The organism is Hyphomicrobium sp., from assembly GCF_041659645.1.
GTDB lineage: Bacteria > Pseudomonadota > Alphaproteobacteria > Rhizobiales > Hyphomicrobiaceae > Hyphomicrobium_B.
The window spans coordinates 524,006-548,497 of record NZ_JBAZXX010000003.1 but is presented as its reverse complement, the minus strand read 5'-3'; the positions used below and the strand labels follow the sequence as shown (position 1 = coordinate 548,497).

The window sequence follows — 24,492 nt, the reverse complement described above, 5'->3', positions numbered from 1 at the left end:
AGGATTTTTTGACGGGGGGAATGCTCGGAGATGAAGCCCGAATCGAGTGCCGAAGGCATCAGCAGAGAAGTTGCGGCAAGCTTGGTCTTGCTCGCGGCCGCAATTCTGGCGCTGATCTTCGCAAATTCACCGCTTCAAGGCTTTTACGCGCGCCTCCTTGCCACCCACGTCCAGCTTGGCGTGGCGCCGTTCGCACTGTCGAAGGAAGTGCTCCACTGGATCAACGATGGCCTGATGGTCATCTTCTTCCTAGTCGTAGGCCTCGAGATCAAACGCGAAGCCATCCGTGGTGCGCTTTCCAATCCTAAAGCCGCGATGCTTCCGATCGCCGGAGCCTTGGGCGGCATGGTCGCCCCGGCGGTGATCTACGCCAGCATCAATTGGGATAACGCCGAAGCGCTTCGCGGCTGGGCCATTCCGGCGGCGACCGACATCGCGTTTGCGGTTGGCGTCATGGCTCTCCTTGGAAAGCGCGTGCCGCCAACATTGAAGGTCTTTCTACTCGCTCTCGCCATCATGGACGACCTCGGAGCCATTCTAATCATCGCCTTCTTCTATACGTCCGAACTTTCGATGGCGGCTCTCTCGCTCGCGGCGGTTGGCGTCGCGATCCTAATTCTTTTCAACCGTATGGGCGTGATGCGCGTCTGGCCGTATCTCATTATTGGAGCTTTCGTCTGGGTTTGCGTTCTGAAATCCGGCGTCCACGCGACCATCGCCGGTGTCGTGACCGCGCTGACGATCCCCCTCTCCAGCCCGAAAAAGGGGGTCGACGGGCCGTTGACCGCTCTTGAGCACGCGCTGAGCCCGTGGGTCAGTTTCCTGATCATGCCGATTTTTGCGTTTGCCAACGCCGGCCTATCGCTTGGCGGCCTATCGACGAACGACATGCTGTCGCAAATCCCCATCGGAATCGCCTTAGGCCTTTTCCTCGGCAAGGCTCTCGGCATATACGCCGCAGTAAGGGTCGTACTTGCCACCGGCCTTGGGGAGATGCCGCACGGAGCTTCTCAAACGCAACTCTTCGGCACCGCCGTTCTGGGAGGCATCGGCTTCACGATGAGCTTGTTCATCGGCCTGCTGGCGTTCCCGGATCCCGATACGAGCGCCGAGGTTCGTCTTGGCGTGATGGTCGGCTCGCTACTGTCTGCGGTTGTCGGCTACATCGTTTTAGTCAAGAGCCGGGGAGCCCCTACGGCCGAAAGTGGAAAACATCAATGAGCAGCTTTCCTGAGTCTTTGACCGACCGCTATCGCCGCTTCCGGCATCGCCATTTTGTGCCCAACGCCGACCACTATGAAGAGCTGGCGACCTACGGCCAAAATCCCGAGACGATGATCGTTTCATGCTCGGATAGCCGCGTGGATCCGGAAACGATCTTCAGCGCCATGCCGGGCGAGCTTTTCATCGTCCGCAACGTCGCCAACCTCGTGCCGCCTTACGAAGTCAGCGGCAAATATCACGGCGTCAGCGCTGCCATGGAGTTCGCGGTGCTGAACCTGCGCGTGAAAAACATGATCGTCATGGGTCATTCGGGCTGCGGCGGTATCAAAGCCGCTCTCGATCAGGGTGCCGCGATTCAGACCGACGCACACTTCATTTCGAAGTGGATGTCGATGCTTGACGATGCCCGGCTCAACGTCCTCTCCTCCCATCAGATGAGCAGCAGCCCCGTGCGTCAGGAAGCTCTCGAAAAGGAAGCGATCAAGCAATCGATCGCCAATCTGCGCACGTTCCCGTTCGTCAAGGAGCAGGAAGACAAAGGCCGCTTGGCGCTTCACGGCGCGCACTTCGACATCAAGACCGGAACGCTGACCGTCCTCAATCACTCGCGCGGACAGTTCGTACCGCTGATTTAAGACACCGGCTCCAGGACGTCCTCTCTAGGACGATGGACCTGCCGCCGCCTCGGCCTTCGCTTTCGCGACGATCGGCAGAAGCTTCGTCGCGAGCGACTCTTCCGTGATCGGCCCGACGTGCTTGTAGATCACGTCGCCCTTGCCGTTGACGACGAATGTTTCCGGCGTGCCGTAGACGCCCCAGTCGATCGCAGCACGCCCGCTCGCGTCGGTCCCGACCGCCGTAAACGGATTGCCGAACCGTCCGAGAAAGCGGCGGGCTGCGGAAGCCTGGTCTTTATAATTGATGCCGTAGATATCAACGCCCGACTCATCTTTGAGCCGTTCGAGCATCGGATGCTCGTCGATGCACGGTACGCACCAGGACGCCCAATAGTTGACGACTGAAATCTTGCCCTTTGCCAGATCGGCGGACGTGAACCCCGGCTCCGGCTTGCCCTGTGTTTCGAGACCCTCGACCGGCGGAAACGTCGTCGTCGGCACCGGCCGGCCGACAAGCGTCGACGGCAACAGCGACGGGTCGCCAGACCGAAGCGCCATTGCGAAAAATCCGGCAACCACAGCAAAAACCACCACCGGGAGAAGGCGCAGATAATTGGGTCGACCTTGGGCCACGGTCATCTCTCTCTATGAGTTCGAGGCTCGGCGCTTGATGCCCTGGCGCTCGAGCGCCGCGAGATCGGCCCGCTGCTTCCAGCCGTCGGCCAGAAGCCAAAGGATGAGCCCGATCACCGTCACAGTCACGGCAGCGTAGGAAATCCAAATGAAGGCGGCGTGCGGCCCAAGATCCATGGCTGTTACTCCGCCGCGCCTTGGGTCGCGCCGTCTGTTGCGAACCTGTCGCGGCCGGCAACCGCCTGCGTCCGGAGCGCCTTCACCCGTCTGCGCAATATCTCGTTCCGCATGGCCTTGAGATGCATCGCAAAGAACATGAGCGTGAATGCCACTGCCATGACGAGCAGCGGCAGCCGCATGCTCGGATCGATGGTCGACGTGAAATCCGTGGAAGGCTGATGCAGCGTGTTCCACCAATTGACCGAGAACTTGATGATGGGCAGCAGCGTGACCCCGACAAGCGCCAGCACCGCGGTCAGCTTCGCGGCCGCGCCTTCTTCCTCAAGCGCCGATCTGAGCGCGATCAGTCCGAGGTAAAGGAAGAAAAGAAGCAGCACCGACGTCAGCCGCGCATCCCAAACCCAGTATGTGCCCCACATCGGCTTGCCCCAGAGCGACCCGGTCACGAGGGCGAGGAACGTGAATGCCGCTCCCAGCGGGGCTGCGGCTTTGGCCGAAACGTCCGCCAGCGGATGTCGGAACACGAGCAACCCAAAGCTCGACAGCGCGATAAGACCGTAAATCATCATCGACAGCCATGCGCACGGCACATGGATGTACATGATCCGCACCGTCTCCCCCTGCTGATAGTCTGCTGGAGAATCAAAGAAGACCAAATAAAGCCCCCAAACCAATAGGATAGCCGATACAGCCGTCATCCACGGCAGCAGCCGGGCGGAGAGCTCCATGAAGCGCGTTGGGTTGGCGAGGCGTTGCATAATCGTCTGCATGGGCGGGATTTAAGCCTTTAAACCAAACGGCGCAATGAAGCTTCGGGTTAACATTTATTGAAGCTGAACCCGGAGTGCAGCGGCGGCAGCCACGGGACCGAGCACAATCGTAACGAGCGAAATCGCCGCCAGGATGAGAAACGACGCCCCGACGCCCCCGGGTCCCGCGCCGGCGCTCACAGCCGATATGCCGAAGATCAGCGTGGGAACGTAGAATGGCAGCACGATGACGGCCAATAGCAGGCCGCCGCGCCGCGTTTTCATGGTCAACGCCGCCCCGATGGCGCCGAGAAAACTAACCGCGGGCGTACCGATCAAGGTTGTCGCCACCAGAACCGGATAGGCGCTCAGGTCGAGGTTCAACAAAATGCCGAGCACCGGCGCCATGATGGCGAGCGGTATGCCCGTTGTGATCCAATGCGCGAGCGCTTTAGCGGCGCTGACGAGTTCGAGCGGCAACGGCCCCGTCGCCAGCACGTCGAGCGTGCCGTCTTCGTAATCGGCTTCAAAAATCCTATTGAGCGACAGGAGCGCCGCGAGCAGCAGCGCGATCCACAAAACACCCGCCGCGATCCGCGCCAAAAGATTGAGATCGGGACCAAGCCCGAGCGGCATCATCGACACGACGACGAGAAAAAATCCGAGCGCCGTCCCGATCGCGCCGCCTTCGCGAACCGCGAGCCGCAAGTCGCGGTGAAGGAGAGCCCAGAAGCTCGTCACGCCATTATCCTTTGCGCCGCCAGATCAAGAGTCCGCGCCCGTTCGAGGGCCAACGGCAAATGCGTCGCGATGACGGCGAGGCCTCCGGTCCTGGTATGGGTATTCACGGCTGCCACCAATCTCTCCGACGACGCCGTATCGAGAGAGGCCGTCGGCTCGTCCAGCAGCCAGAGCGGCCGATGCGCGACGAGAAGCCGGGATAATCCGAGCCGGCGTTTCTGCCCCGCCGAGAGATAAGCCGCAGGAAATTCTCCCAGCTCATCCAATCCGAAATGGCGAAGCGCGGCGTCGACTCTGTTCACCGCATGATCGCCGGTTTCCAGATAAGCGTTCCAGAACGTCGCATTCTCGATCACCGTCAAACTCGACTTCACTGCATTCGTATGGCCGACGGCGTGCGCCTGCTCGCCGACCGACAGTTCCGGGTCGCCGCCATCGAGCCGGATCGTGCCGCGAAACGGACGGATGAATCCGGCGAGCGCTCGCAGCAATGTCGTCTTGCCGATGCCGTTTGCACCCGTCAGCACCAGCGCCTCGCCCTGCCTCACGGCGAACGACAGCCCCTCGATGACCCGGCGCGATCCGCGATCTATGACCAAGTCTTCGGCAATGAGCTGCACAGCGATCGGATTCCGTGACTTCGGATTAAGCAATGGCGGTGGCAATTGCGCGCAATTTCACCGCCATTAGCATTGGTGTTTCTTTCTTTGAGTGATTATATAAAAGGCACGTTGTATCCTTCGCTAGCGCAAAAGCGAGGGGGTCGCGCGGCCCAATCCATTTGTGTCGCGGGGCGTCCTCGATCCGCCGGCACTCCGGCGGCGCAGCCCTTCGTCTTAATTTTTCGGAGGCCTGACCTTGAGCGCACTCACACCCGTTTCCGTCGACAGCTTCAACTGTAAGAAAACCCTCACCGTCGAGGGCAAGCCTTACGTTTATTATTCGTTGCCCGACGCCGAGGCCAACGGCCTCAAAGGCATCTCGCGTCTTCCTTACTCGATGCGCGTTCTCCTCGAAAACCTTTTGCGCCACGAAGATAACCGCTCCGTCACCAAGGCCGACATCGTGGCCATGGCCGAATGGCTCGATAACAAGGGCAAGACCGAGAAGGAAATCGGCTTTCGCCCCGCGCGCGTCCTGATGCAGGACTTCACCGGCGTTCCGGCCGTCGTCGATCTCGCAGCTATGCGCGACGGCATGACAAGGCTCGGCGGAGATCCGACGAAGATCAACCCGCTCGTGCCCGTCGATCTCGTCATCGACCATTCCGTCATCGTCGATGAGTTTGGCACGCCGAAAGCCTTGGCCGATAACGTCGCGCTCGAATACGCCCGCAACGGCGAGCGCTATAATTTCCTGAAATGGGGCCAAGGCGCCTTTCAGAATTTCCGCGTCGTGCCGCCCGGCACCGGCATCTGCCATCAGGTCAACCTCGAATATCTTTCCCAGACCGTCTGGACCAACGAGATGGCCGACGGATCGACGGTCGCCTACCCCGATACACTCGTCGGCACCGACAGCCACACGACGATGGTCAACGGCCTCGCCGTTCTCGGCTGGGGAGTTGGCGGCATCGAAGCCGAAGCTGCCATGCTCGGCCAGCCGCAATCGATGCTCATCCCGGAAGTCATCGGCTTCCGCCTGACCGGCAAGCTGACCGAAGGCGTGACGGCAACCGACCTTGTGCTGACGGTCACGCAGATGCTGCGCAAAAAGGGCGTGGTCGGAAAATTCGTCGAATTCTACGGTCCCGGCCTCGACTCCATGACGCTCGCCGACCGCGCGACGATCGCCAACATGGCGCCTGAATACGGCGCGACCTGCGGCTTCTTCCCGGTCGACAAGGAAACCGTCAACTATCTGACGATGTCGGGCCGGGATTCACACCGCATCGCCCTTGTGGAAGCCTATTGCAAAGCCCAGGGCCTCTATCGCGATGCAAGTTCCGTCGACCCCGTCTTCACCGACACGCTGTCTCTCGATATGGGCGACGTCGTTCCGTCGATGGCCGGTCCGAAGCGTCCCGAAGGCCGCATCGCGCTGACCGACATCAAAAGCGGTTTCGAAACGGCGCTTGCAGGCGAGTACAAGAAGCCCGACGAACTTTCGAAGCGCGCGCCCGTCGAAGGTAAGCCGTTCGACATCGGCCACGGCGACGTCGTCATTGCGGCAATCACGAGCTGCACCAACACGTCAAACCCGAGCGTTCTGATCGCGGCAGGCCTCCTCGCGCGCAACGCGGCGAAACTTGGGCTGACAAGCAAGCCGTGGGTCAAAACCTCTCTCGCGCCTGGATCTCAGGTCGTTGCCGCTTATCTCGCGGAGGCGGGCCTGCAGCCCTATCTCGATCAGATCGGCTTCAATCTGGTTGGCTTCGGCTGCACCACCTGCATCGGAAACTCCGGGCCCCTGGCACCGGAGATTTCGAAAGCCATCAACGGTAACGGCATCGTCGCCGCCGCCGTTCTTTCCGGCAACCGAAACTTCGAAGGCCGCGTCAGCCCCGACGTGCAGGCGAACTATCTGGCTTCGCCCCCGCTCGTCGTCGCCTATGCGCTCGCCGGCTCTGTGCAAAAGGATCTGACGACAGAACCCTTAGGCGAAGGCAGCGACGGCAAGCCCGTCTTCCTGAAAGACATCTGGCCGACGACGCAGGAAATCCAGAAGTTCATCGCCGAGAACGTAACGCGCGATATGTACATGTCGCGCTACGCCGACGTCTTCAAGGGCGACGGCAATTGGCAGGGCATCGCGACGAGCGGCGGCCTAACCTACGGCTGGAACGGCTCCTCGACCTACGTTCAGAACCCGCCCTACTTCCAGACCATCGCCCGCGACGCGAAGCCGATCACCGACATCGTCAACGCCCGCGTCCTCGGCCTGTTCGGCGACAAGATCACGACCGACCACATCTCGCCTGCGGGCTCGATCAAGACCGCGAGCCCGGCCGGCAAATATTTGCTCGACCACGGTGTGCAGCCGGTTGACTTCAACCAATACGGCACGCGTCGCGGCAACCATGAAGTCATGATGCGCGGCACGTTCGCCAACATCCGCATCAAGAACCACATGGTGAAAGACGAAAACGGCAACGTGAAAGAAGGCGGCCTGACGATCCATTACCCGTCGGGCAAGGAAACGCCGATCTACGACGCCGCGATGCAGTATGAAGCCGAAGGCGTGCCGCTGGTCGTCTTCGCGGGCATCGAGTACGGCAACGGCTCGTCACGCGACTGGGCGGCCAAGGGCACCACTCTACTCGGCGTCCGCGCCGTCATTGCGCAATCGTTCGAACGCATTCACCGCTCGAACCTCGTTGGCATGGGTGTGGTCCCGTTCGTCTTCACCGAAGGCGCCTCCTGGCAATCGCTGGGCCTCAAAGGCGACGAACGCGTCACGATCCCCGGACTAGCCAGCGTCAAACCGCGCGAGGTCATGACCATCACCATCACCCGCGCCGACGGCTCGACACTTCCGGTGCCCGTCCTCTGCCGCATCGATACCCTCGACGAGATCGAGTACTTCAAGAACGGCGGCATCCTGCATTACGTTCTGAGAAACTTGGCGGCTTAACCCGCTTTTCCCTCTCCCCTTTGGGGAGAGGGTCAGGGTGAGGGAAATGGTTCACCCCTCATCCAACTCCCGACCACTCCGGATCGAATCCGAGGTAGGCTCTTCTCCCAAGGGGAGAAGGAACGCCGTGTAACGATTTACCTTATTCCAGCGAATGACCGAGTGGCTCACCCGTTCGTGACAAGGCTTTCGCGCCTTTCACTTTAGGCTTTTGCGCCAGGGCGCTAAAAGGATGTCGTGGCAATCGCCACATTGGCTGCGAGGCTGAATTTTCGATGCGTTTTCGTAAACCCCTGCTGACATGTCTTGCCATCGTTGCCTGCTCGTTCTCCGCTTCGGCCCAGGAGGTCTCCGTCGGCGAACCGGCGGACCAGCCTTTCAAAGCCGTAATCGAACTCTTCACCAGTCAGGGATGCTCGTCTTGCCCGCCGGCGGACGCAGTCTTGAAAACCCTGTCCGAGGACCCCTCGATTATCGCGCTTTCGCTGCCCGTCGATTATTGGAATTACCTCGGCTGGAAAGACACCTTCGCGTCGCCGCGCAACTCGGATCGTCAGAGAAATTATGCTCGCGCCCGGGGCGACGGCGCGATCTACACGCCCCAGGTGGTCGTCAACGGCCTCATTCCCGTCAACGGCGCTTCGAAAAGCGAAATCGAGCACGCAATCGCTGAGACGTCGAAAACCGTTGGCCCCCAACAGATTTCCGTTCGCTTCTGGCAAGAGCGCAATACCTTGAACTTCGCGTTGGGCCAGGAGCTGCCGGAACACGCGCCGCGTGAAGCAACGATCTGGCTTGGCGTCGTACAAATGTCCGGCGAGGTGCAAATCAAGGCCGGCGAAAACGCAGGCCAGAACGTCACCTATACGAACATCGTGCGCGAGTTGACACCGGTCGGCATTTGGAAGGGCCAAGCGATGCGGGTGCAATTGCCTCGCGCCGCGATGATGCAGGCCGACGTCCAGAAGGTCGTTGTGCTCATGCAGGAGGGACGCAGCGGTCCTATCATCGGCGCGACGATGGCAGGCCTTTGGTAATAGCCCCCGGCGGCCGGCTCCCCACAGGGGAGTCGCCGGGGCAAACGATCAGGCCGCCAACCCGCGCTTTTTGAGCAAGCCGTTGATCTTCGGCGGCCGCCCGCGGAACGCTACGTACGCGGCATGTGGATCGCGCCTGTTGCCGGCGGAATAGATGAACTCGTGCAGCTTCTTCGCCGTCGCCGGATGAAACACGTTGCCGGTTTCCTCGAACGCGGCAAACGCATCTGCGTCCATCACTTCCGACCAGAGATAGCTGTAATAGCCGGACGCATATCCCGACATGATGTGCATGAAGTGCGGCAGCCGGTGGCGCATGACGATTTCTTTCGGCATGTCGATGCTGGCGAGAGCCTCGCGCTCGAACCGCTCTACGTCGCCGATCTCCGATAAATCGGCGGAATAGAGCGCAATATCGACAAGCGCCGACGACGTATATTCAATGGTCGCGAAGCCCTGATTGAAATTCCGCGCAGCCGCCAACCGTTGCCGTAAAACCTTCGGCATCGGCTTTCCGGTCTTGTAATGCAGCGCGTGCTTTTCGAGCACTTCCGGCGTCGACAGCCAGTGCTCGTAAAGCTGCGACGGCAGCTCGACGAAATCACGCGTCACCGACGTTCCCGAAATCGACGGATACGTAACGTTCGACAACAGCCCGTGCAGCCCGTGCCCGAATTCGTGGAACAGCGTGCGCGCGTCATCGAACGACAGCAGAGGCGGCTCGCCGTCGCCGCCCTTCGTGAAGTTCAAGACGTTGACGATGATCGGCGTCTGTCCCTTGCCGAGCTTGTGCTGCGACCGGAACGACGACATCCACGCGCCGGACCGCTTCGTCGAACGCGCGAAGTAATCGCCCATGAAGAGGCCGACGTGCTGACCCTTCTTGTCGAGCACTTCCCAAACGCGCACGTCCGCGTGGTAGCGCGGCAGATCCTTGCGTTCCTTGAACTTCAACCCGAATAGGCGCGTCGCGCAATCGAACGCCGCGCGGATCATGTGATCGAGTTCGAGGTATGGCTGAAGCTTCGACTCGTCGAAATCGTACTTCGCCTTGCGCACCTTCTCCGAGTAGTAGCGCCAATCCCACGGCATGATTTCGGAATTGTCGCCCGTGCGTTGCGCTTCCGCCCCGAGCTGATCGCGTTCGTCACGCGCCCGATCGACGGCTTTTTCCCAGACCGCGCGAAGCAAGTCATCGACTGCGGCCGGTGTCTTCGCCATCGTGTCTTGCAGACTGAATTCCGCGAACGATTTAAAGCCCATCAAACGGGCGTATTCCCCACGCAGCGCCACCGCTTCCGAAACGATCTGCCGGTTATCCGTCTCGCCATCGTGCGCGCCGCGGCTGATCCAAGCATTGAACGCCTGCTCGCGCAGATCGCGGCGAGCCGAATACGTAAGAAAGCCTTCAACGCTCGATCGCGCGAGCGTCACCAGCGCCTTACCGGGAAGTCCGGCATCGGCGGCCGCACGTTCGGCGCTTTCCCTGAACGTATCTGGAAGGCCCGCGAGATCGTTTTCGCCGTCGAGCACCAGCCGCCACGACTGCTCGTCCTTCAGCACGTTCTGCATGAACTGCGTGACGAGCGTCGCAAGCCGCGCGTTGATTTCCCTGACACGTGATTTCTCGGCTGATGACAGCCTCGCACCGGCCCGAACGAATTCGAGATGATGGCGTTCGAGCACGCGAAGACTTTCCTCGTCGAGCTTCAGCGCCTCGCGCCGCTCATAAAGATCGTCAACGCGCTTGAACAGGCGCTTGTCGAGCAGGATCTGAGTTTCGTGCGCCGCAAAACGAGGCGCCATATCCCGCGCGATTTCCTGCTGCTCGGGCGTCGAGTCCGAGCCTTCGAGATTCCAGAAAATCGATGCGACTCGAGAGAGCTGCCAGCCGCTCTTTTCCAGCGGCAAGATGGTATTCGCGAATGTCGGCCTCGCCGGATTGCGCGCGATCTTTTCGATTTCGGCTTTGTGCTCGCGAAATGCCGCTTCGAGTGCAGGCTTGAAATGGCGCGCTTCGATCTTTTCGAAGGGCGCCATGGCGAACTCGCCATTCCACTTCGCCATCAGCGGATTGGTCGTCGGTTTTGGACGCGGCTTCGAGACCGCCTTGCGCTTTGCTATCATTTTGAGATCAATATCCGAATTCCCCGCACTGTAACATTATATACGCACAGAATGCGGTCTCGGCTCAAATGAAACCCTCGCAATGCGCAAATGCCGGCAGGACCGGCTTTGCGGAGCCGGCCCTGCCGGGACAACATACGTCCAGGGAGGAGGGTCGTCTTGGATGGGGACCAAAACGAAATCGGGGCGTTGCCTGAGAACCCGGCCTCGAAACTATGGCCCCGGGGGGCTGGGGGGCTATGTATCCAGAGCCGGTCCTTTGAAGTCAGATCCAAAGGCAACGGTTATCTCTATCGCGGTTTAATGCGGCAGATTGGGGCCGCAGCGGAGTCCTGAATTTGTCAGGGCCGAGGTATTTCCGTGCTTCGTTGCACCGGTCGTTCATCCGGCCGACGGCCAGAAGATTTTCGCAAGCTCTCTTGCTTTCCTCAGTCGTTGGCGCAATCTTTAAGCATAAAGATTGGACGGCGCCATTTGAGCGAGACAACCGACCCGATAGTTCTGCGCCCGCGCCCAGCGGGCACACTTGGATCTGCCGATCTCAGCTCGGAGCCAAGCCGTCGAACCACTTTCGATCGCTACGAACTCACAGCCATTCTTGATCTTTACGGCCGCAAGGTCGCCTCCGGCGCTTGGCGCGACTACGCTATCGACTTGCTACGCGACAAGGCCGTGTTCTCGGTTTATCGCAAAGCCAGTGAATACGCTCTCTACCGCATCGAGAAAGATCTGCGCTTGGCGCGCAAGCAGGGCGCGTACAGCGTCATTGCCGCCGGGGGCCTGATCATGAAGCGCGGCCATGACTTAAAACGCGTGTTGAGCGTCCTCGAAGACCGCCCTGGCGTCGTCAGCTTCTGAACACTTTCCGGCCTCCTACGACGACGGGGCGACGGAACGTGTGTCGTAAGCGGCAAACAAAAAAGGCCCCGAAAACCGGGGCCTTTCTGAACGATCGGTCCATCGACCTTAGTTGCTGTTCGAGTTAGCCAATCCCAGCAAGTTCAGGATGTGGATGAAGAGCGTGATGAACGAGCCATAGAGCATAAAGGCGCCGAAGATCGAAGAACGCTTCAGCTGAGCTTCGCCGCCGTACTGGACGTTCTCGATGTACATCGACTTGATCGCCTGCGTCTCATAAGCCGTGACGATCGAGAACAGCACCACGACGACAGCCGAGATACCCATGCTCACGACCTTGCTCGTGCCCGGATCCGTGACGAAGAAGAAGCTGCCCAGCATGACAACGATCAGACCGATCGACGCCATGGACAGAAAACCGCTCCAGCCCGTCATGTCCTTCTTCGTCGTGTAGCCGATCAGGCTCGTAACCGCGAACATCGCGGCGGCGATGAAGAAAGCCTGTCCGACCAAACCGGCCATGCCGGTCGAGACGTAAAGCGAAATCATCGGCGCGATCAAAGCGCCCCAGAGCGCGCAGTATAGCCAGTAAGCGCCATGCGCTACGACCGCGCTGCCGCCCATGATAAGACGCTGCGCGAACCAGCCGAGTCCGAGGACGGCTGCGAACACGACCCACTTCATCGGGCCGAGAGCGATCGCTGCCAACACCTGCGGATTGGCCAAAAGAAGCATGACCACGACTGCCGTACCGGCGACGCCGAGAGCCATGTAGTTGTAGGTGCCGAGCATGAACGAGCGCAGCCCCTGGTCGATCGCGCCAGATGTCCGTGCGCCGCCGTACGGGCTATTCGGTCGCGTAAAAACTTCAGCCATGGTCCTCGAATCCTCGTGTTACCCGGCAAACCGCCGGTTCTGCGTAAGATATGATCCCGACTTCAATAGCTTTCAAGGTCCGGAAACACAAAGCGGAATGCTTTTATTCTGAACGCAGGACAGATACCGCGGGCGCTCTCAGGATGCTCCACGTTCCCAAACCGCCGAACACCGCGATCATCGCCGCCGCGACGACAAGCGTCACAAAAACGGCGTTCAGAGAGAAAACAAAGTCCAGTTCCATGACGCGGGTAACGGCCACCCAAGCAATAGCGCTCCCGAGCACGATCGCAACGAGCGCCGCGATAGTCGCGAGCAAGGCGTATTCCCACGCGTGCGCCTTGAGGATCTGCCGCCGCCGCGCGCCGATCGTCTTCAGGATCACCGCTTCCAGGATGCGGCGGCGCTGCGCCGTCACCAGAGCGCCCGCCAGAACCAGCGCGCCCGCCGTCAGCGTGACGCTCCCCGCGACTTGCACCGCCACCATCACCTTTGCGAAAATCTTGCTGAACTGGTCGATGGCATCGCGGACGCGAATTGCGCTCACCGATGGGTAAGACCGCCCGATATCGCGAACCATCTTGGTTTCAACGGCGGCAGCAACTCCTTTCGGCAACCGGACGGTTGCGAGCAGATTATGCGGCGCACCTCGCAGCGTATTTGGCGAGAACACCATAATGAAGTTGAGCGCGATGCTCTCCCACTTGACGTCACGCAGGCTCGCGACCTTGGCATCGATATTCCGCCCGAGCACGTTGACGGTTACGTCGTCGCCAAGCTTGAGACCGAGCTTCTTCGCGATCTCGCCCTCGAACGAAACGAGCGGCGGCCCCGCGTAATCCTTGGCCCACCACGACCCGCCGGTGACCGTCGAACCCTCAGGCACCGTGTCGGCGTAGCTTAAGCCGCGATCGCCGTTGAGCACCCACTGCGTATCCGCCGGAAACTTCAGATCTTCAACCGGCGTGCCCTTTATCGCCACGATTCGGCCGCGTAGCATTGGCGCATCGACCAGCGTCGTGCCCGGCGCATCCTGGGAAATGCGGGTTTTCAAACCGTCGAGATCACCCGGCGGAATATCGAGAAGAAAATAATCGGGAGCTTCCGCCGGTAGATGGTCCTGAAGATCGGCGACGAGCGACGCGTTCGCGAGCGCGACCACGACCAGCAGCGACAGCCCCGTTCCAAGCGACAGAACGACAGATCTTGTTAGACCATCGGGCGAAGCGATGTTTCGCAACGCTAACCCGAGTTCGGGCCGTGACGGTCGCGGCAGACGTCGCGCCAGCCGGGAAAGAAAGCCGCCAAGCCAGCCGAACACCGCCAGCATGACGACGAGTCCCGCCAGCACATAAAGCGCGATGGAACGCGGTTCGGATGTCAGCACGGCAATCGCGACCAGCGCGGCGCCGAGAACGGCCATGAGCGCGATAAGCGCCTTACGTGGCCGCCCGCCAGCCGCCCCGCCCGGCGCGTTGATGCTGTCGCGAAAGAGCACGGTCGCCGGAACATTTTCCGCTCGCCCCAACGGCCAAAGCGCAAACAGCAAAGCGACGAGCGCACCGTAAAGCGCCGCCAGCCCAAGGCTCTGCGGCGACACTTCGACGTTGATGCGCACCGGCAAGAGATCGCCGTAAAACCGATCGATGATCGACGGCACCGCAACGCCCAGCGCCAGCCCAATGGCAATGCCGATCGCGGTCATCACCACGAGCTGGACGAGAAAAATCCCCATGATCTGAGAGCCCGAAGCGCCGACGCTTCTGAGCGTCGCGATCACCTTCATGCGCTTGTCGATGAACGTCGAGACCGCGTTCGCGATGCCGACACCGCCGACGAGAAGCGACGCCAGCCCGATGAGAATCAGGAACTGCCGCAACCGGTCGAGCGCACGGCTGATTTGCGGCGACGGATCATAGCGGTCGGCGCTCGTATAGCCGCCTGCCGGAAGCTTTTCGCTGACGCTCTTGCGCAAATCCGCGAGCGCCTGCCGGTCGTCGGCGGCACTCCTTGGAAGCTTGATCGCATAGCGCCAGCGGATCAGCGTTCCCGGCTTGACGAGATCGGTCTTATCGAGCGTCGCCAGGGACAGGAAAACGCGAGGGCCATAGGTCATGCGATCGACGATGGCGTCGGGTTCGGTGTCGAGGATGCCCCTGATCACCACATCCGCCGCGCCGATACGCATTGTATCGCCGACTTTGAGCCCAAGACGATCGAGCAACATTGCGTCGGCGATGGCGCCGTCGCCCGAAAGAGCGTCGGCAAACGAACCTCCGCCCTGAAGTGTTGCAGCACCAGCGAGCGGATAAGCATCGTCGACACCCTTAAGCTCAGCAAGTGCCTGATCCGATCCATCGACGCGACGCGCCATGGTCCGCATCGTCGCCGTTTCACTGACCTGTCCGAGGCCGCGAAAAACCTCCAGATCCTGAGACGTACCGCGCACATGCGACCGGGCGAACACGACGTCACCGCTGAGAAGCGTCTCGCCCTGTTTCTCAAGGCCACCCCGCAGGGCATCAGCAAGCGCCCCGACGGCAGCGATCACCATTACGCCCAGCGCCAGGCAGGCGATGAAAATCCGAAAACCGTCGAATCCATTACGCAACTCGCGCAAGCCCAGCCGCGCGATTGTCAACGCACCTGCGCGACGCGGCGGAAAGGCCGGATCCAAACCCGCCAACGCCGTCACGACGAGACCGCCTGCTTGACCGAACTCGTACCTTCGTCGGCCGCGATCACGCCATCGGACATGCGGATCACACGATCGGTCATCGCCGCGAGCTTATTGTCGTGCGTAACGATCACGAGCGTGGCGTTGCGCCGGGCGCGAAGGCCGAACAGCAGATCGATGATTTGCTTGCCGGTCCGGCCGTCGAGATTGCCGGTTGGTTCATCGGCAAACAGAATGTTTGGCGAACGACTCAAGGCCCGCGCGATGGCGACGCGCTGCTGCTCGCCGCCCGAAAGCTCAGCCGGAAAATGATCGACCCGCGCCGCCAGTCCCACTTCCGCCAAAAGGCCTCGCGCCGTCTCGAATGCCGCCGCGTCGCCCGCGAGCTCCATCGGCAACGCGACGTTTTCCAGCGCTGTCATCGTCGGAACGAGGTGAAAGGACTGAAAAACGATGCCCATCTCGGCGCCGCGCAAAACCGCGAGTTCGTCTTCCGACAGCGGCCCAAGTTCCCGGCCGGAAACCGTGATCCGGCCGCTCGTTATCCGCTCCAGGCCTGCCATCGTCATCAGCAGCGAGGTCTTGCCGGACCCGGACGGCCCGACGATCGCCGCCGATTGCCCGCGCGGAATAGCGAGCGACACACCGCGCAGGATGTCCACCGGCCCGGCTCGGCTCGTCAAGGTCAGTCGCACATTGTCGAGTTTGATGATTGGTTCGCTCAAGCTTAGATGCCCCGCGTTGTCGTATCGGACTTGTGCCGTCCACATTGAGCCTCTACGTCAGCTCATGAATTGTGTGATGTGTGGGGCCGAAAGATGAACGTAACAGTTTCCCTTGCCCCAGGCTGGATTGCGAAGGTCGCACTTCACCTTATGATCTACGCCGGGATGATGGCTTCGCTCGTAACTTCAGCACTCGTAACCTCCGCGTCCGCAGCTTCGTTGCGTCCGACGACGATTGTCGCCTTCGGGGATAGCCTGACCGCCGGATACGGCGTCAAAACCAGTGAATCGTTTCCAGTGCAGCTTCAGATGGCGCTTGAAGCCAAGGGACACAAGGTCACCATCATCAATGCCGGTGTTTCCGGCGATACGACGTCCGGTGGATTGGAACGCCTCGATTGGGCGCTCGACCCCAAGCCCGATGCAGTCATCCTCGAACTCGGCGCCAACGACGCCCTCCGAGGCATCGATCCGAAGGTGCCACGCGCCAATCTCGACAAAATGCTCGCCGACTTGCGAGCAAAAGGCATCCCCGTACTTCTGACCGGCATGAAATCGCCGAGCAATTGGGGCGACGAATACGTCAAAAATTTTGACGCCATTTTCCCGGAACTGGCCGCAAAATACGCCGTTCCGCTGTATCCGTTCTTTCTTGACGGCGTCGCACTCGATCCCTCGTTTACGCAGCCCGACGGACTGCATCCGACCGGCAAGGGCGTCGCTGAGATCGTGAAACGCATCATGCCCGCCGTCGAAGCCCTCGTCGCTCGCGTCGAGCAAAATCAGGCGACCGCAAAAGAAGCCACTCCGTAGCGTCGCCCACGAGCAAGGACATCGAACATGCCCCGCTTGTTTACGGCCATCGAGCTCCCCGACGAAATTTGCGACGAACTTTACCGGTTGCGCCTGCCATTGCCCGGCGCCCGCTGGATCAGGCCCGAGAACTACCACATCACGCTGCGGTTCGCGGGCGATATCGGCAACGTCGAAGCCCGCGAGTTCATCGCCAATCTTGCACGCATCGAGCCCGACGGCTTTGAACTGAAACTGTCAGGCCTCGGCGTATTCGGCGGCGATGACCCGCATTCGATTTGGGCCGCCGTCGAACCGAAACCCGAACTGGAGGAACTCGCACGGGCGCACGAGAAAGCCGCGCGCAATGCCGGACTTGCTCCCGACACGCGCGCATTCAAACCGCACGTCACCCTCGCGCGGTTGCGGCACGCAAATGTCGATGCCATCGCCCGTTTCTTGTCGCGCAACGGCGGCTACCGTTCGGAACCGTTCTTTGTCGCGCAGACTCTGCTGATGTCGTCGAGGCCGGGCGTCGGCGGCGGACCCTATGGCATCGAGGACCGCTTCCCGATGCGCGGCATGGGCTTCCTCACTGATGAAGGCGAGGGCGACGCGAACTGGTAGCACGCAGCGTCGCTCGCAGCGCCTCAACGCATCGTCACCACGATCTTACCCGTCGCCTCACGGCGGTCGAGAACGCCTAGGGCTTCGACGATATCTTCGAGCGGATAGGTTGCATGAACGCGCGGCACGATCAGCCCGTCGCGCACCCAGTCCAAGACGCGTTGCATGTTGGCGCGATGCCCGGCCGGATCGCGTTTCACCGCCTCCCCCCAGAACACGCCGACGATCTCGGCGCCTTTCAGCAAAAGTAAATTGAGCGGAATTTTCGGTATCTCACCCGCCGCAAATCCGACGACGAGAAAGCGCCCTTGCCAGGCAAGTGCGCGAACCAAAAGCTCCGACGCGTCCCCGCCCACGCAATCATAGACGACGTCCGCGCCGGACCCGCCGGTGAGGTTACGAACCTCGGATTTAAGATCCGAGCCGGGAAAAAGGATCACCTCATGCGCCCCAGCCGCCCTCGCGATAGCGGCCTTTTCTTCCGACGACACGACCGCGATGACGCGCCCCCCCATCAGCTTGGAGATTTCGACGGCCGCCTGCCCGGCGCCCCCCGCTGCGCCAGTGACGACAACCGTCTCACCAGCTTTGAGTTTGCCGCGGTCGGCAAGACCATGGAACGCCGTCCCGTAGGTCACTGAGAGACCAGCCGCGACCGGCATCGCGACACCATCCGGAATAGGAACAAGCTTGCCGACATCGACCGCGACCTTCTCAGCCGCCCCGCCCCAATTCACATAGGCCATGACCGGCTGTTCCACGTGAATCCCGAGCTCGTTCGCGGCCACGGATTCGACCACGCCCGCAATTTCCGCCCCTGGCGAAAACGGTAAATCCGGCTTGAACTGATACTTTCCGCGCGTAATCAGCGTATCGGCGAAGTTGAGACCAACCGCCGCGACCCGTACGATCGCCTCGCCCGCCCTCGCGATCGGCTCTGGTCGCGTTTCGATAACCAAGCCCTTCGGCCCGTCAAGGCTCTTGCAAAGAGCTGCCTTCATATGTGACGTCCCACTCGCTGCATATCCCTTTGACACACACGAGCGGAACCCAATGTCAAGAAAAGCGACCACGTGGCCGCCGCATCCGAAAGGCTATTTCGCCATCGGCGCCGAACGCATGTCGAAGTCGCTCAACCTTGGCAATCTGATGCGGTCCGCGCACGCCTTCGGCGCGAGCTTCACGTTTACCGTCGGCGCGACCTATAAAGCCATCGAAGCCCACGCCGACACCTCGAAAAGCCAATTGCATTTGCCGCATTACAATTGGGCGATGCTCGACGACATGGACCTGCCCGGCGGTTGTAAACTGGTCGGCATCGAGCTTATCGACGACGCGATCGACCTACCGAGCTTCCGCCATCCGCTCCGGGCAGCCTACGTTCTTGGGCCCGAGCTAGGCTCGCTTTCCGAGCCGTTGCTGGAACGCTGCGACTATGTCGTCAAGATCCCGACAGCCTTTTGCGTCAATGTCGCGATGGCTGGCGCCATCGTGATGTATGACCGCATCAAGTCGCTGGCGCGGTTCGCCGATCGGCCGATCGGGGAAGGGGGGCCTTGAATGCAGATTTCGCGAAAGATCTTGGCCATTCTGTTGTTCATGGCCGGGGCCGCCACGCCCGCTAAGGCGGCGGACGCCGAGCAGATGACGCGCGCCAGCACCTACGGCGATTGGGCGCTGATGACCGACAGCAACAACCCGCACCTCTTTTGTTTTGTGACCAGCGAGCCGAAGTCGAGCCAATCGGCCGACGCCGAGCGTCAGCCGCCACGGGCTTATATCTCCGCGTGGCCCAAGGACGGCATTCGCGCTGAAATCAGTTTCCGCATGGGCTTCCGGATCAAGAAAAACACGCCGGGGCTCGCGACGATCAGCCCGTCGGGTTTCAGGCTCTTTGGCTCCGGCGACCGCGCCTACGTATCGGATTCGACGCGCGAACTAAAGCTCGTCGAGGCCATGCGCAAGGGCAGTGCGATGACGGTCGCAGCCACCCCGGATAGCGGCGCGACCGTCACCGATACCTATTCGTTGAACGGCCTCCGGCAGGCGCTTCAAAAGCTCCAGGAAACGTGTTTCTGAGCTTAGACCCGGCTCTTTGAGCGAAGATGCACATAGATGGCGCCCTCGCCACCGTGTTGAGCGGCCGCCGTCGCGAAGCTGACGACCACGGCCCGCAGGTCCGGTTCTTCGAGCCAACGCGGCACGTTGCGCTTCAACACCCCGCGCTCGCGATCGCCTTCGCCGATATGAGACGCTTGCGCTCCCGTCGCCTTGCCCTTGCCGGTGATGATCAGAACATAACGCAAACCGCGACTCTGGCAGCTCATTAGAAACCGCCTGAGTTCCGCATGGGCTTCATCCTGGCGCATGCCGTGAAGGTCGACCCGCGCATCGATCTCGAGACGGCCTCCGCGAATTTTCCGGACGCTGTTGCGGTCGAACAACGCAAGATCGGGTGCGGTAGCGCGCGGCGGCTTTACAGCCGGAACGTCTGGATGCGCCGACGCCACACGAGGTTTCACAACCGCTCGCTCGGCTGCCGTCGCCGGTTTCGGCTTTGGAAGCCCTGACTTCACGGCATCGCTTGCCGGATGGAACCGCCCCTTGGCGCGCTTCAGCGGTTCGATGGTCGCCGCTGTATATTGCCAAATGTCATGATCATCTTCCCCGGCCGCTCCGCCTTTTTTGGCGCCACCCCGGCCTTGCGGCTTTTTCACGGTCCGTTGCTCGCCGTTTTCGGATCGGGAACTGAAGCGCGCTCATCTTCGACCGGCAGTAGCGCATAAAGATGCCCCGGCTGCTTTGTGACACCAGCAAGCCGCCCGGCCTCGTCGCCGGAGCCGAAATAAATATCGCCGCGCTCGGTCCCTTTGATCGCTGAACCGACGTCGTGCGCCACCATCAAGCGGCGAAAAACGCCAGCCTTCGTCGCATGTTTGATTTCCGGCGCATCGACGTAGATCGGCGTCCCGATTGCATAGTACGTCGTATCGACCGCAAGGCTCCGCCCGGTTTGAAGAGGAATGCCCATGACACCCATCGGCGACTTCGCTTCCTCTCCCGAAAGCTCCTTGAAGAAGACGTACGACTGGTTCTTCCACATCACGGGTTTCGCGCGCTCTTTGTCCGCCTTGAGCCAACCCTTCAACGACTTGAGCGACATCTCTTGGGCGGTCAATTGTCCGTCGTCGATGAGGACCCTGCCGATCGAGGTGTAAGGATAACCGTTCTTGCCGTCGTAGGTCACGCGCACTTTTTCGCCGCTCGGTAGCTGGATGCGACCGGAGCCTTGCACTTGCATGAAGAAGACGTCGACTTGGTCCTTGAGATACAAAAGCTCGAGACCGTGACCCGCAAGACCGCCGCCCTCGATCTCGGCCCGCGTCAAGTAGGGCTCAAGCCCTTTCTCAGTCTTGCGCTGATGCGTGAACGACCCCGACTTAGCTCCGCGTTCACTTTCCGCGACGACATTCACCAGATCGGACGGCCGCCGATAGACCGGAACTTTATAAATCGCGTCTGGCGTTCGCGAACCTTTGATCAGCGGCTCGTAATAGCCCGTTAGCAAGCCTTGCGGGTCGCCGCCGGAAATCCGGTGCGGACGAAAATTCGTTTCAAAGAACTGCCGGGCTTCGCTTCGCGTCCGAACCGACTTCGATTTCGATAGAGCGGTCGCGCGCGCGCAGATATCGAGAAGTGCTTGAGGCGACCCCGCATTGCCAGGATTGCTCGCGCGCGCGCCGGATTTCAGCACCGGCTTGCACGACGCCAGAAACGCCTTCCACGCGGCCAGATGATCGTCTTCGCCCCAGCCCGGAAGATCGCTGAACGCCATCGGCTCGAATGTCGGTGCGCTCGGCGTCATGGCGGGCGGAGCTTTGCTCTGAGAAACCTTGGAGGTTGACGTCTTGGAGGTTGTCGCGGCGAGAGCGCCTCCGCACTCAAGCAGGAAATTTTGCGACAGAAGCAGCGGCAGGGCCAGCACCAAAATACGGCTGACTCTCCAATATCTCGGGTGATACGCATACTTGGTCAAAAGGCGCCCCCCGGTGCCCGACCCACACTATACTCGACGGTCCGTCGATCTTTTCGCGGCGTTCACCGCCCCTCAGAAGACCACGCGCCGCTTAATCGTAACTTAATTCGGCGCCTGCGTCGCGACCAGACGCCAATTCGGGTCGCTGCGCGCTCTCTCCGTCGAGATATCGCGGCTGAACGTCCAAATATCCGTCACGTCTTTGATCTTTTGAGCGTCACCCGCGATAACCTGACCGGCCTTATCGATCGTTGACGAGATGAGCTCGCTTACGAAGCGAACCGCCACAGACGCGACGCCATTCTTGACTTCCGCCTCGACGATCTCGGCTTTCTTGATGCCCACGAACTGCTGTTCGATGGTCTCGCCGCGAGCCTCCCGATCGGCGATGGCGGTGGTAAATCCGTCATAGACTTCTTTGCCCAGCAGATCTTTCAAGCCGCGGCGATTGCCTTCGGCGAAGGCCGAAACGATCGTCTCATAGGCACGGCCGGCGCCAGCCAGGAACGAGTCCGGATCGAGAGACGGATCGAGATGCGCGATGTCGAGCAAACCTGCGGTAACGGCCGGATCCTGAACTGGATACGCCCTGATCCGCGTTTCCGTGCTCGGACCCGTAACTTCCGGCGCTGGCGCCGAAGGCATCGGCTCGCGATCGCGCCGCGGCATCTGAATAACATCCCCCGATGTGGAATCCGCGGCGGCGCGCTGCGCGGCTTCCCGCTCTCGCGTCTTAAGCCGCTCGACGCGCTGCTCATCGTCGTCGGTGCGATGGCCAAGCACGCTTCTCAGCTTGATGATCGCGGCAACAGCGACGACAAGGGCAATCAGTGTTATGAGATCGAATTGGCCGTTCATTCTAAAGGTCAGCGCCTCTGGTGGGGACACGATGCCGAATGGGCATCCGCGTCGATAGCAGCCATACTAACATCGTATCTAGGGCTGCGGACCGACGATTTGAAGGTGGAACTTATAGCACCTTAAGGTTGCCGCGTCTGCCGCCCATCTTCCAGCCTATTGAGCCCGGAAGTTGCCCGAGCGCAATGTGGATAGTGTTGAAACGCCTGACCCAGTGTCGACAAGGTCAGTGGTCGCTGACACGCAACCGCGCTAAGGTAGCGCGACAGTTTGGCAAGAGCTTATGTCTCAACCCTTGAAAATTGCCCTCATCCTCGCGTTCTCGGCCCTCCCATTGCTGGAAATCGGGTTGCTAATCCGCCTCGGCCAGTTGATCGGCATCTGGTGGCTCGCGACGATTATCATCGGAACGGCCATTCTCGGCACTTACGTTATCCGCCAAGTCGGGCTGTCCGTCTTCGAGAAGGCGCTCTCGCGCCTCGGCTCCGACCGGGAAGGCTTCTCCCCCCTCTTCGACGGATTTTTGCAAGTCTTGGCCGGACTGCTTCTGATCTTTCCCGGCGTCATTTCCGATATGTTCGGACTTGTGCTCCTCGTGCCCCAGGTCCGCAACGTCGTCATTCGCACAGGCCTATTGAAGCTTGTGACGCTGTTTCATTATCAGGCCGAAGTCAGCCGCGAGACGTTCCGTGCCAAGGACGACGTCCCGCCCAGCGACGGTGACGGCATTGTCATCGAGGGCGAATACGAGCGCGTCAGCGAACGCCCGTTGCGCCCGGGCAAGGCAGTCCAACCGCGCCGCTGGCGCTCATAAATCCGCGACCCTACGAGCGGCGCCGAAGCCCTCTCCATTGCACCAGCCGGATCGACGTGCTAGCGAGCCGCGTCAAAAGCCCCAAACTTTGAAATACCTAAAGAGGAAGTCATGGCCGAGCAGGGAAGCAATGGAAACGGCGCGGCGGTAGGCCCGCGTTCCGAGGGCCAGGTTCCGATCCAGGCCAAGATGGTCAACCAGTACATCAAGGATCTATCGTTCGAGAATCCGAACATCCAAAAGCTGATTTCAGGTGCGGGCGACCAGCCGAACATTCAGGTTGAAGTCAACGTTGGTGCCCAGCGCATCGAGGGTGACTTGTTTGAAACGTCGATCGAATTCAAGTCGACCGCAACCAACAATCTCGGCACCATCTATGTGCTCGAAATCGTCTATGCGGGCCTGTTGAAGATCGAGAGCATTCCGGAAGCAGCCCTTGAGCCGTTCCTGCTCGTCTCCGGCCCCGCGATGATTTTCCCATTCCTGCGCCGCCTGGTGGCCGACATCACGCGCGAAGGAGGTTTTCCGCCGCTTCTGCTCGATCCGATCGATTTCGGCGGCCTTTACGTTCAGCGCCAGCGGCAACGAAGCCAAACCGCGAACACACAGCTCGCTTAAGACAAGCTCAAGCCGGCGTCTCACCCCAAAATCGAAGCCACAACGTCGTGGTCTTCATTTTTTCGACGAAGCTTCGATGCGCTTCGATGTCCGCCTCGGAGACGCGCGGCGCCAAGGGCTCCGGACGCGGCACAGCAGCGACGCCGCGCGCGCCGTTCCGCCGGCCAGCGGCGGAATTTCCGCCTACCGTTTGCAAGCCGAAGGTTGCCTGCCGCTCCCCGAGCAGTTCGACGTAAACTTCCGCGAGAAGCAAACTATCGACCAGAGCGCCATGCTTCGTGCGCTGGGAGTTATCGATCGAATAGCGTTTGCAGAGCGCATCGAGGTTATTCGGTCCCGCAGGATGCCGCCGCCGTGCGATCGCCAGCGTATCGACGACGCGATCGAAGCTTAAGGGTTTCTCGCCGACGAGCCCCAGCTCATGATTGAGAAACGTGATGTCAAACTGCGCGTTGTGAATGACAAGAACGTCATTACCCACGAATGCCAACAGCTCTTTCGCCACGTCCTTGAAGACCGGCTTATCGAACAGAAATTCCGTCGCGATACCGTGGATCTCTTGCGCTTCCTTCGGCACATCGCGCAGCGGATTGATGAAGCGATGGAACTCGCGGCCGGTCGGAATGCGGTTGATCATTTCGATAGCGCCGACTTCAATCAGCCGATGACCCTTCTTCGGATCGAGGCCCGTTGTTTCGGTATCGAGAACGATTTCGCGCATTGCAGTCCT

The 24,492-nt window shown here is 60.7% G+C and carries 25 protein-coding genes; 11 read left to right on the top strand and 14 right to left on the bottom strand.

Annotated elements, in window-relative coordinates; genetic code table 11:
- Positions 1-30 precede the first annotated feature (30 nt).
- Together nhaA and WC811_RS12500 are read left to right on the top strand one after the other, a co-directional pair.
- Entirely contained in the window at positions 31-1,221 is a 1,191-nt protein-coding gene (gene nhaA, locus WC811_RS12505) for a Na+/H+ antiporter NhaA (protein ID WP_372644974.1), read from the top strand.
- Positions 1,218-1,859, top strand: a complete 642-nt coding sequence (locus WC811_RS12500) for a carbonic anhydrase (RefSeq protein WP_372644972.1) — start codon at positions 1,218-1,220, stop codon at positions 1,857-1,859. Before nhaA ends, WC811_RS12500 begins: the two co-directional genes overlap by 4 nt.
- A 24-nt stretch (positions 1,860-1,883) precedes the next feature.
- Here WC811_RS12500 and WC811_RS12495 read toward each other — a convergent pair whose 3' ends face one another.
- The 5 genes from WC811_RS12495 to ccmA are packed head-to-tail and all read right to left on the bottom strand — an operon-like array spanning position 1,884 to position 4,764.
- Positions 1,884-2,480, bottom strand: coding sequence for a DsbE family thiol:disulfide interchange protein (locus WC811_RS12495; RefSeq protein ID WP_372644970.1), 597 nt, complete (start codon positions 2,478-2,480; stop codon positions 1,884-1,886).
- 6 nt (positions 2,481-2,486) lie between these two features.
- A complete protein-coding gene (ccmD, locus tag WC811_RS12490; RefSeq protein WP_372644968.1) occupies positions 2,487-2,651 on the bottom strand; it encodes a heme exporter protein CcmD in 165 nt (54 codons plus the stop codon).
- Positions 2,652-2,656: 5 nt separating this feature from the next.
- A complete protein-coding gene (locus WC811_RS12485; RefSeq protein WP_372644966.1) occupies positions 2,657-3,424 on the bottom strand; it encodes a heme ABC transporter permease in 768 nt (255 codons plus the stop codon).
- Between the two features lie 54 nt (positions 3,425-3,478).
- On the bottom strand, positions 3,479-4,144 hold the full coding sequence (ccmB, locus tag WC811_RS12480) for a heme exporter protein CcmB (protein ID WP_372644963.1): 666 nt from the start codon (positions 4,142-4,144) through the stop codon (positions 3,479-3,481).
- On the bottom strand, positions 4,141-4,764 hold the full coding sequence (gene ccmA / locus WC811_RS12475; protein ID WP_372644961.1) for a heme ABC exporter ATP-binding protein CcmA: 624 nt from the start codon (positions 4,762-4,764) through the stop codon (positions 4,141-4,143). Before ccmA ends, ccmB begins: the two co-directional genes overlap by 4 nt.
- Before the next feature lie 238 nt (positions 4,765-5,002).
- On the opposite strand from ccmA, the gene acnA reads away from it, so the two are divergent.
- On the top strand, positions 5,003-7,717 hold the full coding sequence (gene acnA / locus WC811_RS12470; RefSeq protein WP_372644959.1) for an aconitate hydratase AcnA: 2,715 nt from the start codon (positions 5,003-5,005) through the stop codon (positions 7,715-7,717).
- A 275-nt stretch (positions 7,718-7,992) separates the two neighbouring features.
- On the top strand, positions 7,993-8,754 hold the full coding sequence (locus tag WC811_RS12465; protein ID WP_372644957.1) for a DUF1223 domain-containing protein: 762 nt from the start codon (positions 7,993-7,995) through the stop codon (positions 8,752-8,754).
- 48 nt (positions 8,755-8,802) lie between these two features.
- Here WC811_RS12465 and WC811_RS12460 read toward each other — a convergent pair whose 3' ends face one another.
- Positions 8,803-10,881 (bottom strand): M3 family metallopeptidase, encoded by a 2,079-nt coding sequence (locus tag WC811_RS12460; RefSeq protein ID WP_372644955.1) that lies wholly within the window; start codon positions 10,879-10,881, stop codon positions 8,803-8,805.
- A gap of 474 nt (positions 10,882-11,355) precedes the next feature.
- Here WC811_RS12460 and WC811_RS12455 point away from each other — a divergent pair, with 474 nt between their 5' ends.
- Positions 11,356-11,739, top strand: coding sequence for a DUF2794 domain-containing protein (locus WC811_RS12455; RefSeq protein WP_372644953.1), 384 nt, complete (start codon positions 11,356-11,358; stop codon positions 11,737-11,739).
- A gap of 108 nt (positions 11,740-11,847) precedes the next feature.
- Here the strand turns inward: WC811_RS12455 and WC811_RS12450 are convergent, their stop codons facing one another.
- From WC811_RS12450 to WC811_RS12440, 3 genes are all read right to left on the bottom strand, one after another.
- The gene (locus tag WC811_RS12450) at positions 11,848-12,615 is read right to left on the bottom strand and encodes a Bax inhibitor-1 family protein (protein WP_372644950.1); all 768 of its coding nucleotides are present in this window, start codon (positions 12,613-12,615) and stop codon (positions 11,848-11,850) included.
- A 103-nt stretch (positions 12,616-12,718) separates the two neighbouring features.
- The gene (locus tag WC811_RS12445) at positions 12,719-15,310 is read right to left on the bottom strand and encodes an ABC transporter permease (RefSeq protein WP_372644947.1); all 2,592 of its coding nucleotides are present in this window, start codon (positions 15,308-15,310) and stop codon (positions 12,719-12,721) included.
- Positions 15,307-16,062 (bottom strand): ABC transporter ATP-binding protein, encoded by a 756-nt coding sequence (locus WC811_RS12440; RefSeq protein ID WP_372644943.1) that lies wholly within the window; start codon positions 16,060-16,062, stop codon positions 15,307-15,309. The genes WC811_RS12445 and WC811_RS12440 overlap by 4 nt, the downstream gene beginning before the upstream one ends.
- Before the next feature lie 48 nt (positions 16,063-16,110).
- On the opposite strand from WC811_RS12440, the gene WC811_RS12435 reads away from it, so the two are divergent.
- A complete protein-coding gene (locus WC811_RS12435; RefSeq protein ID WP_372644941.1) occupies positions 16,111-16,830 on the top strand; it encodes an arylesterase in 720 nt (239 codons plus the stop codon).
- A gap of 27 nt (positions 16,831-16,857) precedes the next feature.
- Entirely contained in the window at positions 16,858-17,436 is a 579-nt protein-coding gene (gene thpR / locus WC811_RS12430; RefSeq protein ID WP_372644939.1) for an RNA 2',3'-cyclic phosphodiesterase, read from the top strand.
- A gap of 23 nt (positions 17,437-17,459) precedes the next feature.
- Here the strand turns inward: thpR and WC811_RS12425 are convergent, their stop codons facing one another.
- Positions 17,460-18,437, bottom strand: a complete 978-nt coding sequence (locus WC811_RS12425; RefSeq protein WP_372644937.1) for an NADPH:quinone oxidoreductase family protein — start codon at positions 18,435-18,437, stop codon at positions 17,460-17,462.
- Between the two features lie 52 nt (positions 18,438-18,489).
- Here WC811_RS12425 and WC811_RS12420 point away from each other — a divergent pair, with 52 nt between their 5' ends.
- Positions 18,490-18,996: an RNA methyltransferase gene (locus WC811_RS12420; protein WP_372644935.1), complete on the top strand. Its 507-nt coding sequence runs from the start codon at positions 18,490-18,492 to the stop codon at positions 18,994-18,996.
- Positions 18,997-19,515, top strand: coding sequence for an invasion associated locus B family protein (locus WC811_RS12415; RefSeq protein WP_372644933.1), 519 nt, complete (start codon positions 18,997-18,999; stop codon positions 19,513-19,515). It begins immediately after the preceding gene.
- 2 nt (positions 19,516-19,517) lie between these two features.
- Here WC811_RS12415 and WC811_RS12410 read toward each other — a convergent pair whose 3' ends face one another.
- From WC811_RS12410 to WC811_RS12400, 3 genes are all read right to left on the bottom strand, one after another.
- Positions 19,518-20,153, bottom strand: a complete 636-nt coding sequence (locus tag WC811_RS12410) for a Smr/MutS family protein (protein ID WP_372644931.1) — start codon at positions 20,151-20,153, stop codon at positions 19,518-19,520.
- Positions 20,150-21,472: a murein transglycosylase A gene (locus tag WC811_RS12405; protein ID WP_372644929.1), complete on the bottom strand. Its 1,323-nt coding sequence runs from the start codon at positions 21,470-21,472 to the stop codon at positions 20,150-20,152. Before WC811_RS12405 ends, WC811_RS12410 begins: the two co-directional genes overlap by 4 nt.
- Before the next feature lie 102 nt (positions 21,473-21,574).
- Positions 21,575-22,330, bottom strand: a complete 756-nt coding sequence (locus WC811_RS12400) for a Tim44/TimA family putative adaptor protein (RefSeq protein WP_372644927.1) — start codon at positions 22,328-22,330, stop codon at positions 21,575-21,577.
- A gap of 283 nt (positions 22,331-22,613) precedes the next feature.
- On the opposite strand from WC811_RS12400, the gene WC811_RS12395 reads away from it, so the two are divergent.
- Together WC811_RS12395 and secB are read left to right on the top strand one after the other, a co-directional pair.
- Positions 22,614-23,144, top strand: a complete 531-nt coding sequence (locus tag WC811_RS12395; protein ID WP_372644925.1) for an FxsA family protein — start codon at positions 22,614-22,616, stop codon at positions 23,142-23,144.
- A 111-nt stretch (positions 23,145-23,255) separates the two neighbouring features.
- Positions 23,256-23,762, top strand: a complete 507-nt coding sequence (gene secB / locus WC811_RS12390; RefSeq protein ID WP_372644923.1) for a protein-export chaperone SecB — start codon at positions 23,256-23,258, stop codon at positions 23,760-23,762.
- A 7-nt stretch (positions 23,763-23,769) separates the two neighbouring features.
- On the opposite strand, the gene dnaQ is transcribed toward secB, so the two are convergent.
- Positions 23,770-24,483 carry a DNA polymerase III subunit epsilon gene (gene dnaQ / locus WC811_RS12385; protein WP_372644921.1) on the bottom strand — a complete coding sequence of 238 codons (714 nt, stop codon included), beginning with the start codon at positions 24,481-24,483 and terminating at the stop codon, positions 23,770-23,772.
- Positions 24,484-24,492 lie beyond the last annotated feature (9 nt).

Excerpts from the sequence above, each read along its gene's own strand:
- nhaA (WP_372644974.1), top strand. The coding sequence starts at position 31 with ATGAAGCCCGAATCGAGTGCCGAAGGCATCAGCAGAGAAGTTGCGGCA.
- WC811_RS12500 (WP_372644972.1), top strand. The coding sequence starts at position 1,218 with ATGAGCAGCTTTCCTGAGTCTTTGACCGACCGCTATCGCCGCTTCCGG.
- WC811_RS12495 (WP_372644970.1), bottom strand. The coding sequence starts at position 2,480 with ATGACCGTGGCCCAAGGTCGACCCAATTATCTGCGCCTTCTCCCGGTG.
- ccmD (WP_372644968.1), bottom strand. The coding sequence starts at position 2,651 with ATGGATCTTGGGCCGCACGCCGCCTTCATTTGGATTTCCTACGCTGCC.
- WC811_RS12485 (WP_372644966.1), bottom strand. The coding sequence starts at position 3,424 with ATGCAGACGATTATGCAACGCCTCGCCAACCCAACGCGCTTCATGGAG.
- WC811_RS12465 (WP_372644957.1), top strand. The coding sequence starts at position 7,993 with ATGCGTTTTCGTAAACCCCTGCTGACATGTCTTGCCATCGTTGCCTGC.
- WC811_RS12460 (WP_372644955.1), bottom strand. The coding sequence starts at position 10,881 with ATGATAGCAAAGCGCAAGGCGGTCTCGAAGCCGCGTCCAAAACCGACG.
- WC811_RS12450 (WP_372644950.1), bottom strand. The coding sequence starts at position 12,615 with ATGGCTGAAGTTTTTACGCGACCGAATAGCCCGTACGGCGGCGCACGG.
- WC811_RS12440 (WP_372644943.1), bottom strand. The coding sequence starts at position 16,062 with ATGTGGACGGCACAAGTCCGATACGACAACGCGGGGCATCTAAGCTTG.
- WC811_RS12435 (WP_372644941.1), top strand. The coding sequence starts at position 16,111 with ATGAACGTAACAGTTTCCCTTGCCCCAGGCTGGATTGCGAAGGTCGCA.
- thpR (WP_372644939.1), top strand. The coding sequence starts at position 16,858 with ATGCCCCGCTTGTTTACGGCCATCGAGCTCCCCGACGAAATTTGCGAC.
- WC811_RS12425 (WP_372644937.1), bottom strand. The coding sequence starts at position 18,437 with ATGAAGGCAGCTCTTTGCAAGAGCCTTGACGGGCCGAAGGGCTTGGTT.
- WC811_RS12420 (WP_372644935.1), top strand. The coding sequence starts at position 18,490 with ATGTCAAGAAAAGCGACCACGTGGCCGCCGCATCCGAAAGGCTATTTC.
- WC811_RS12415 (WP_372644933.1), top strand. The coding sequence starts at position 18,997 with ATGCAGATTTCGCGAAAGATCTTGGCCATTCTGTTGTTCATGGCCGGG.
- WC811_RS12400 (WP_372644927.1), bottom strand. The coding sequence starts at position 22,330 with ATGAACGGCCAATTCGATCTCATAACACTGATTGCCCTTGTCGTCGCT.
- WC811_RS12395 (WP_372644925.1), top strand. The coding sequence starts at position 22,614 with ATGTCTCAACCCTTGAAAATTGCCCTCATCCTCGCGTTCTCGGCCCTC.
- secB (WP_372644923.1), top strand. The coding sequence starts at position 23,256 with ATGGCCGAGCAGGGAAGCAATGGAAACGGCGCGGCGGTAGGCCCGCGT.
- dnaQ (WP_372644921.1), bottom strand. The coding sequence starts at position 24,483 with ATGCGCGAAATCGTTCTCGATACCGAAACAACGGGCCTCGATCCGAAG.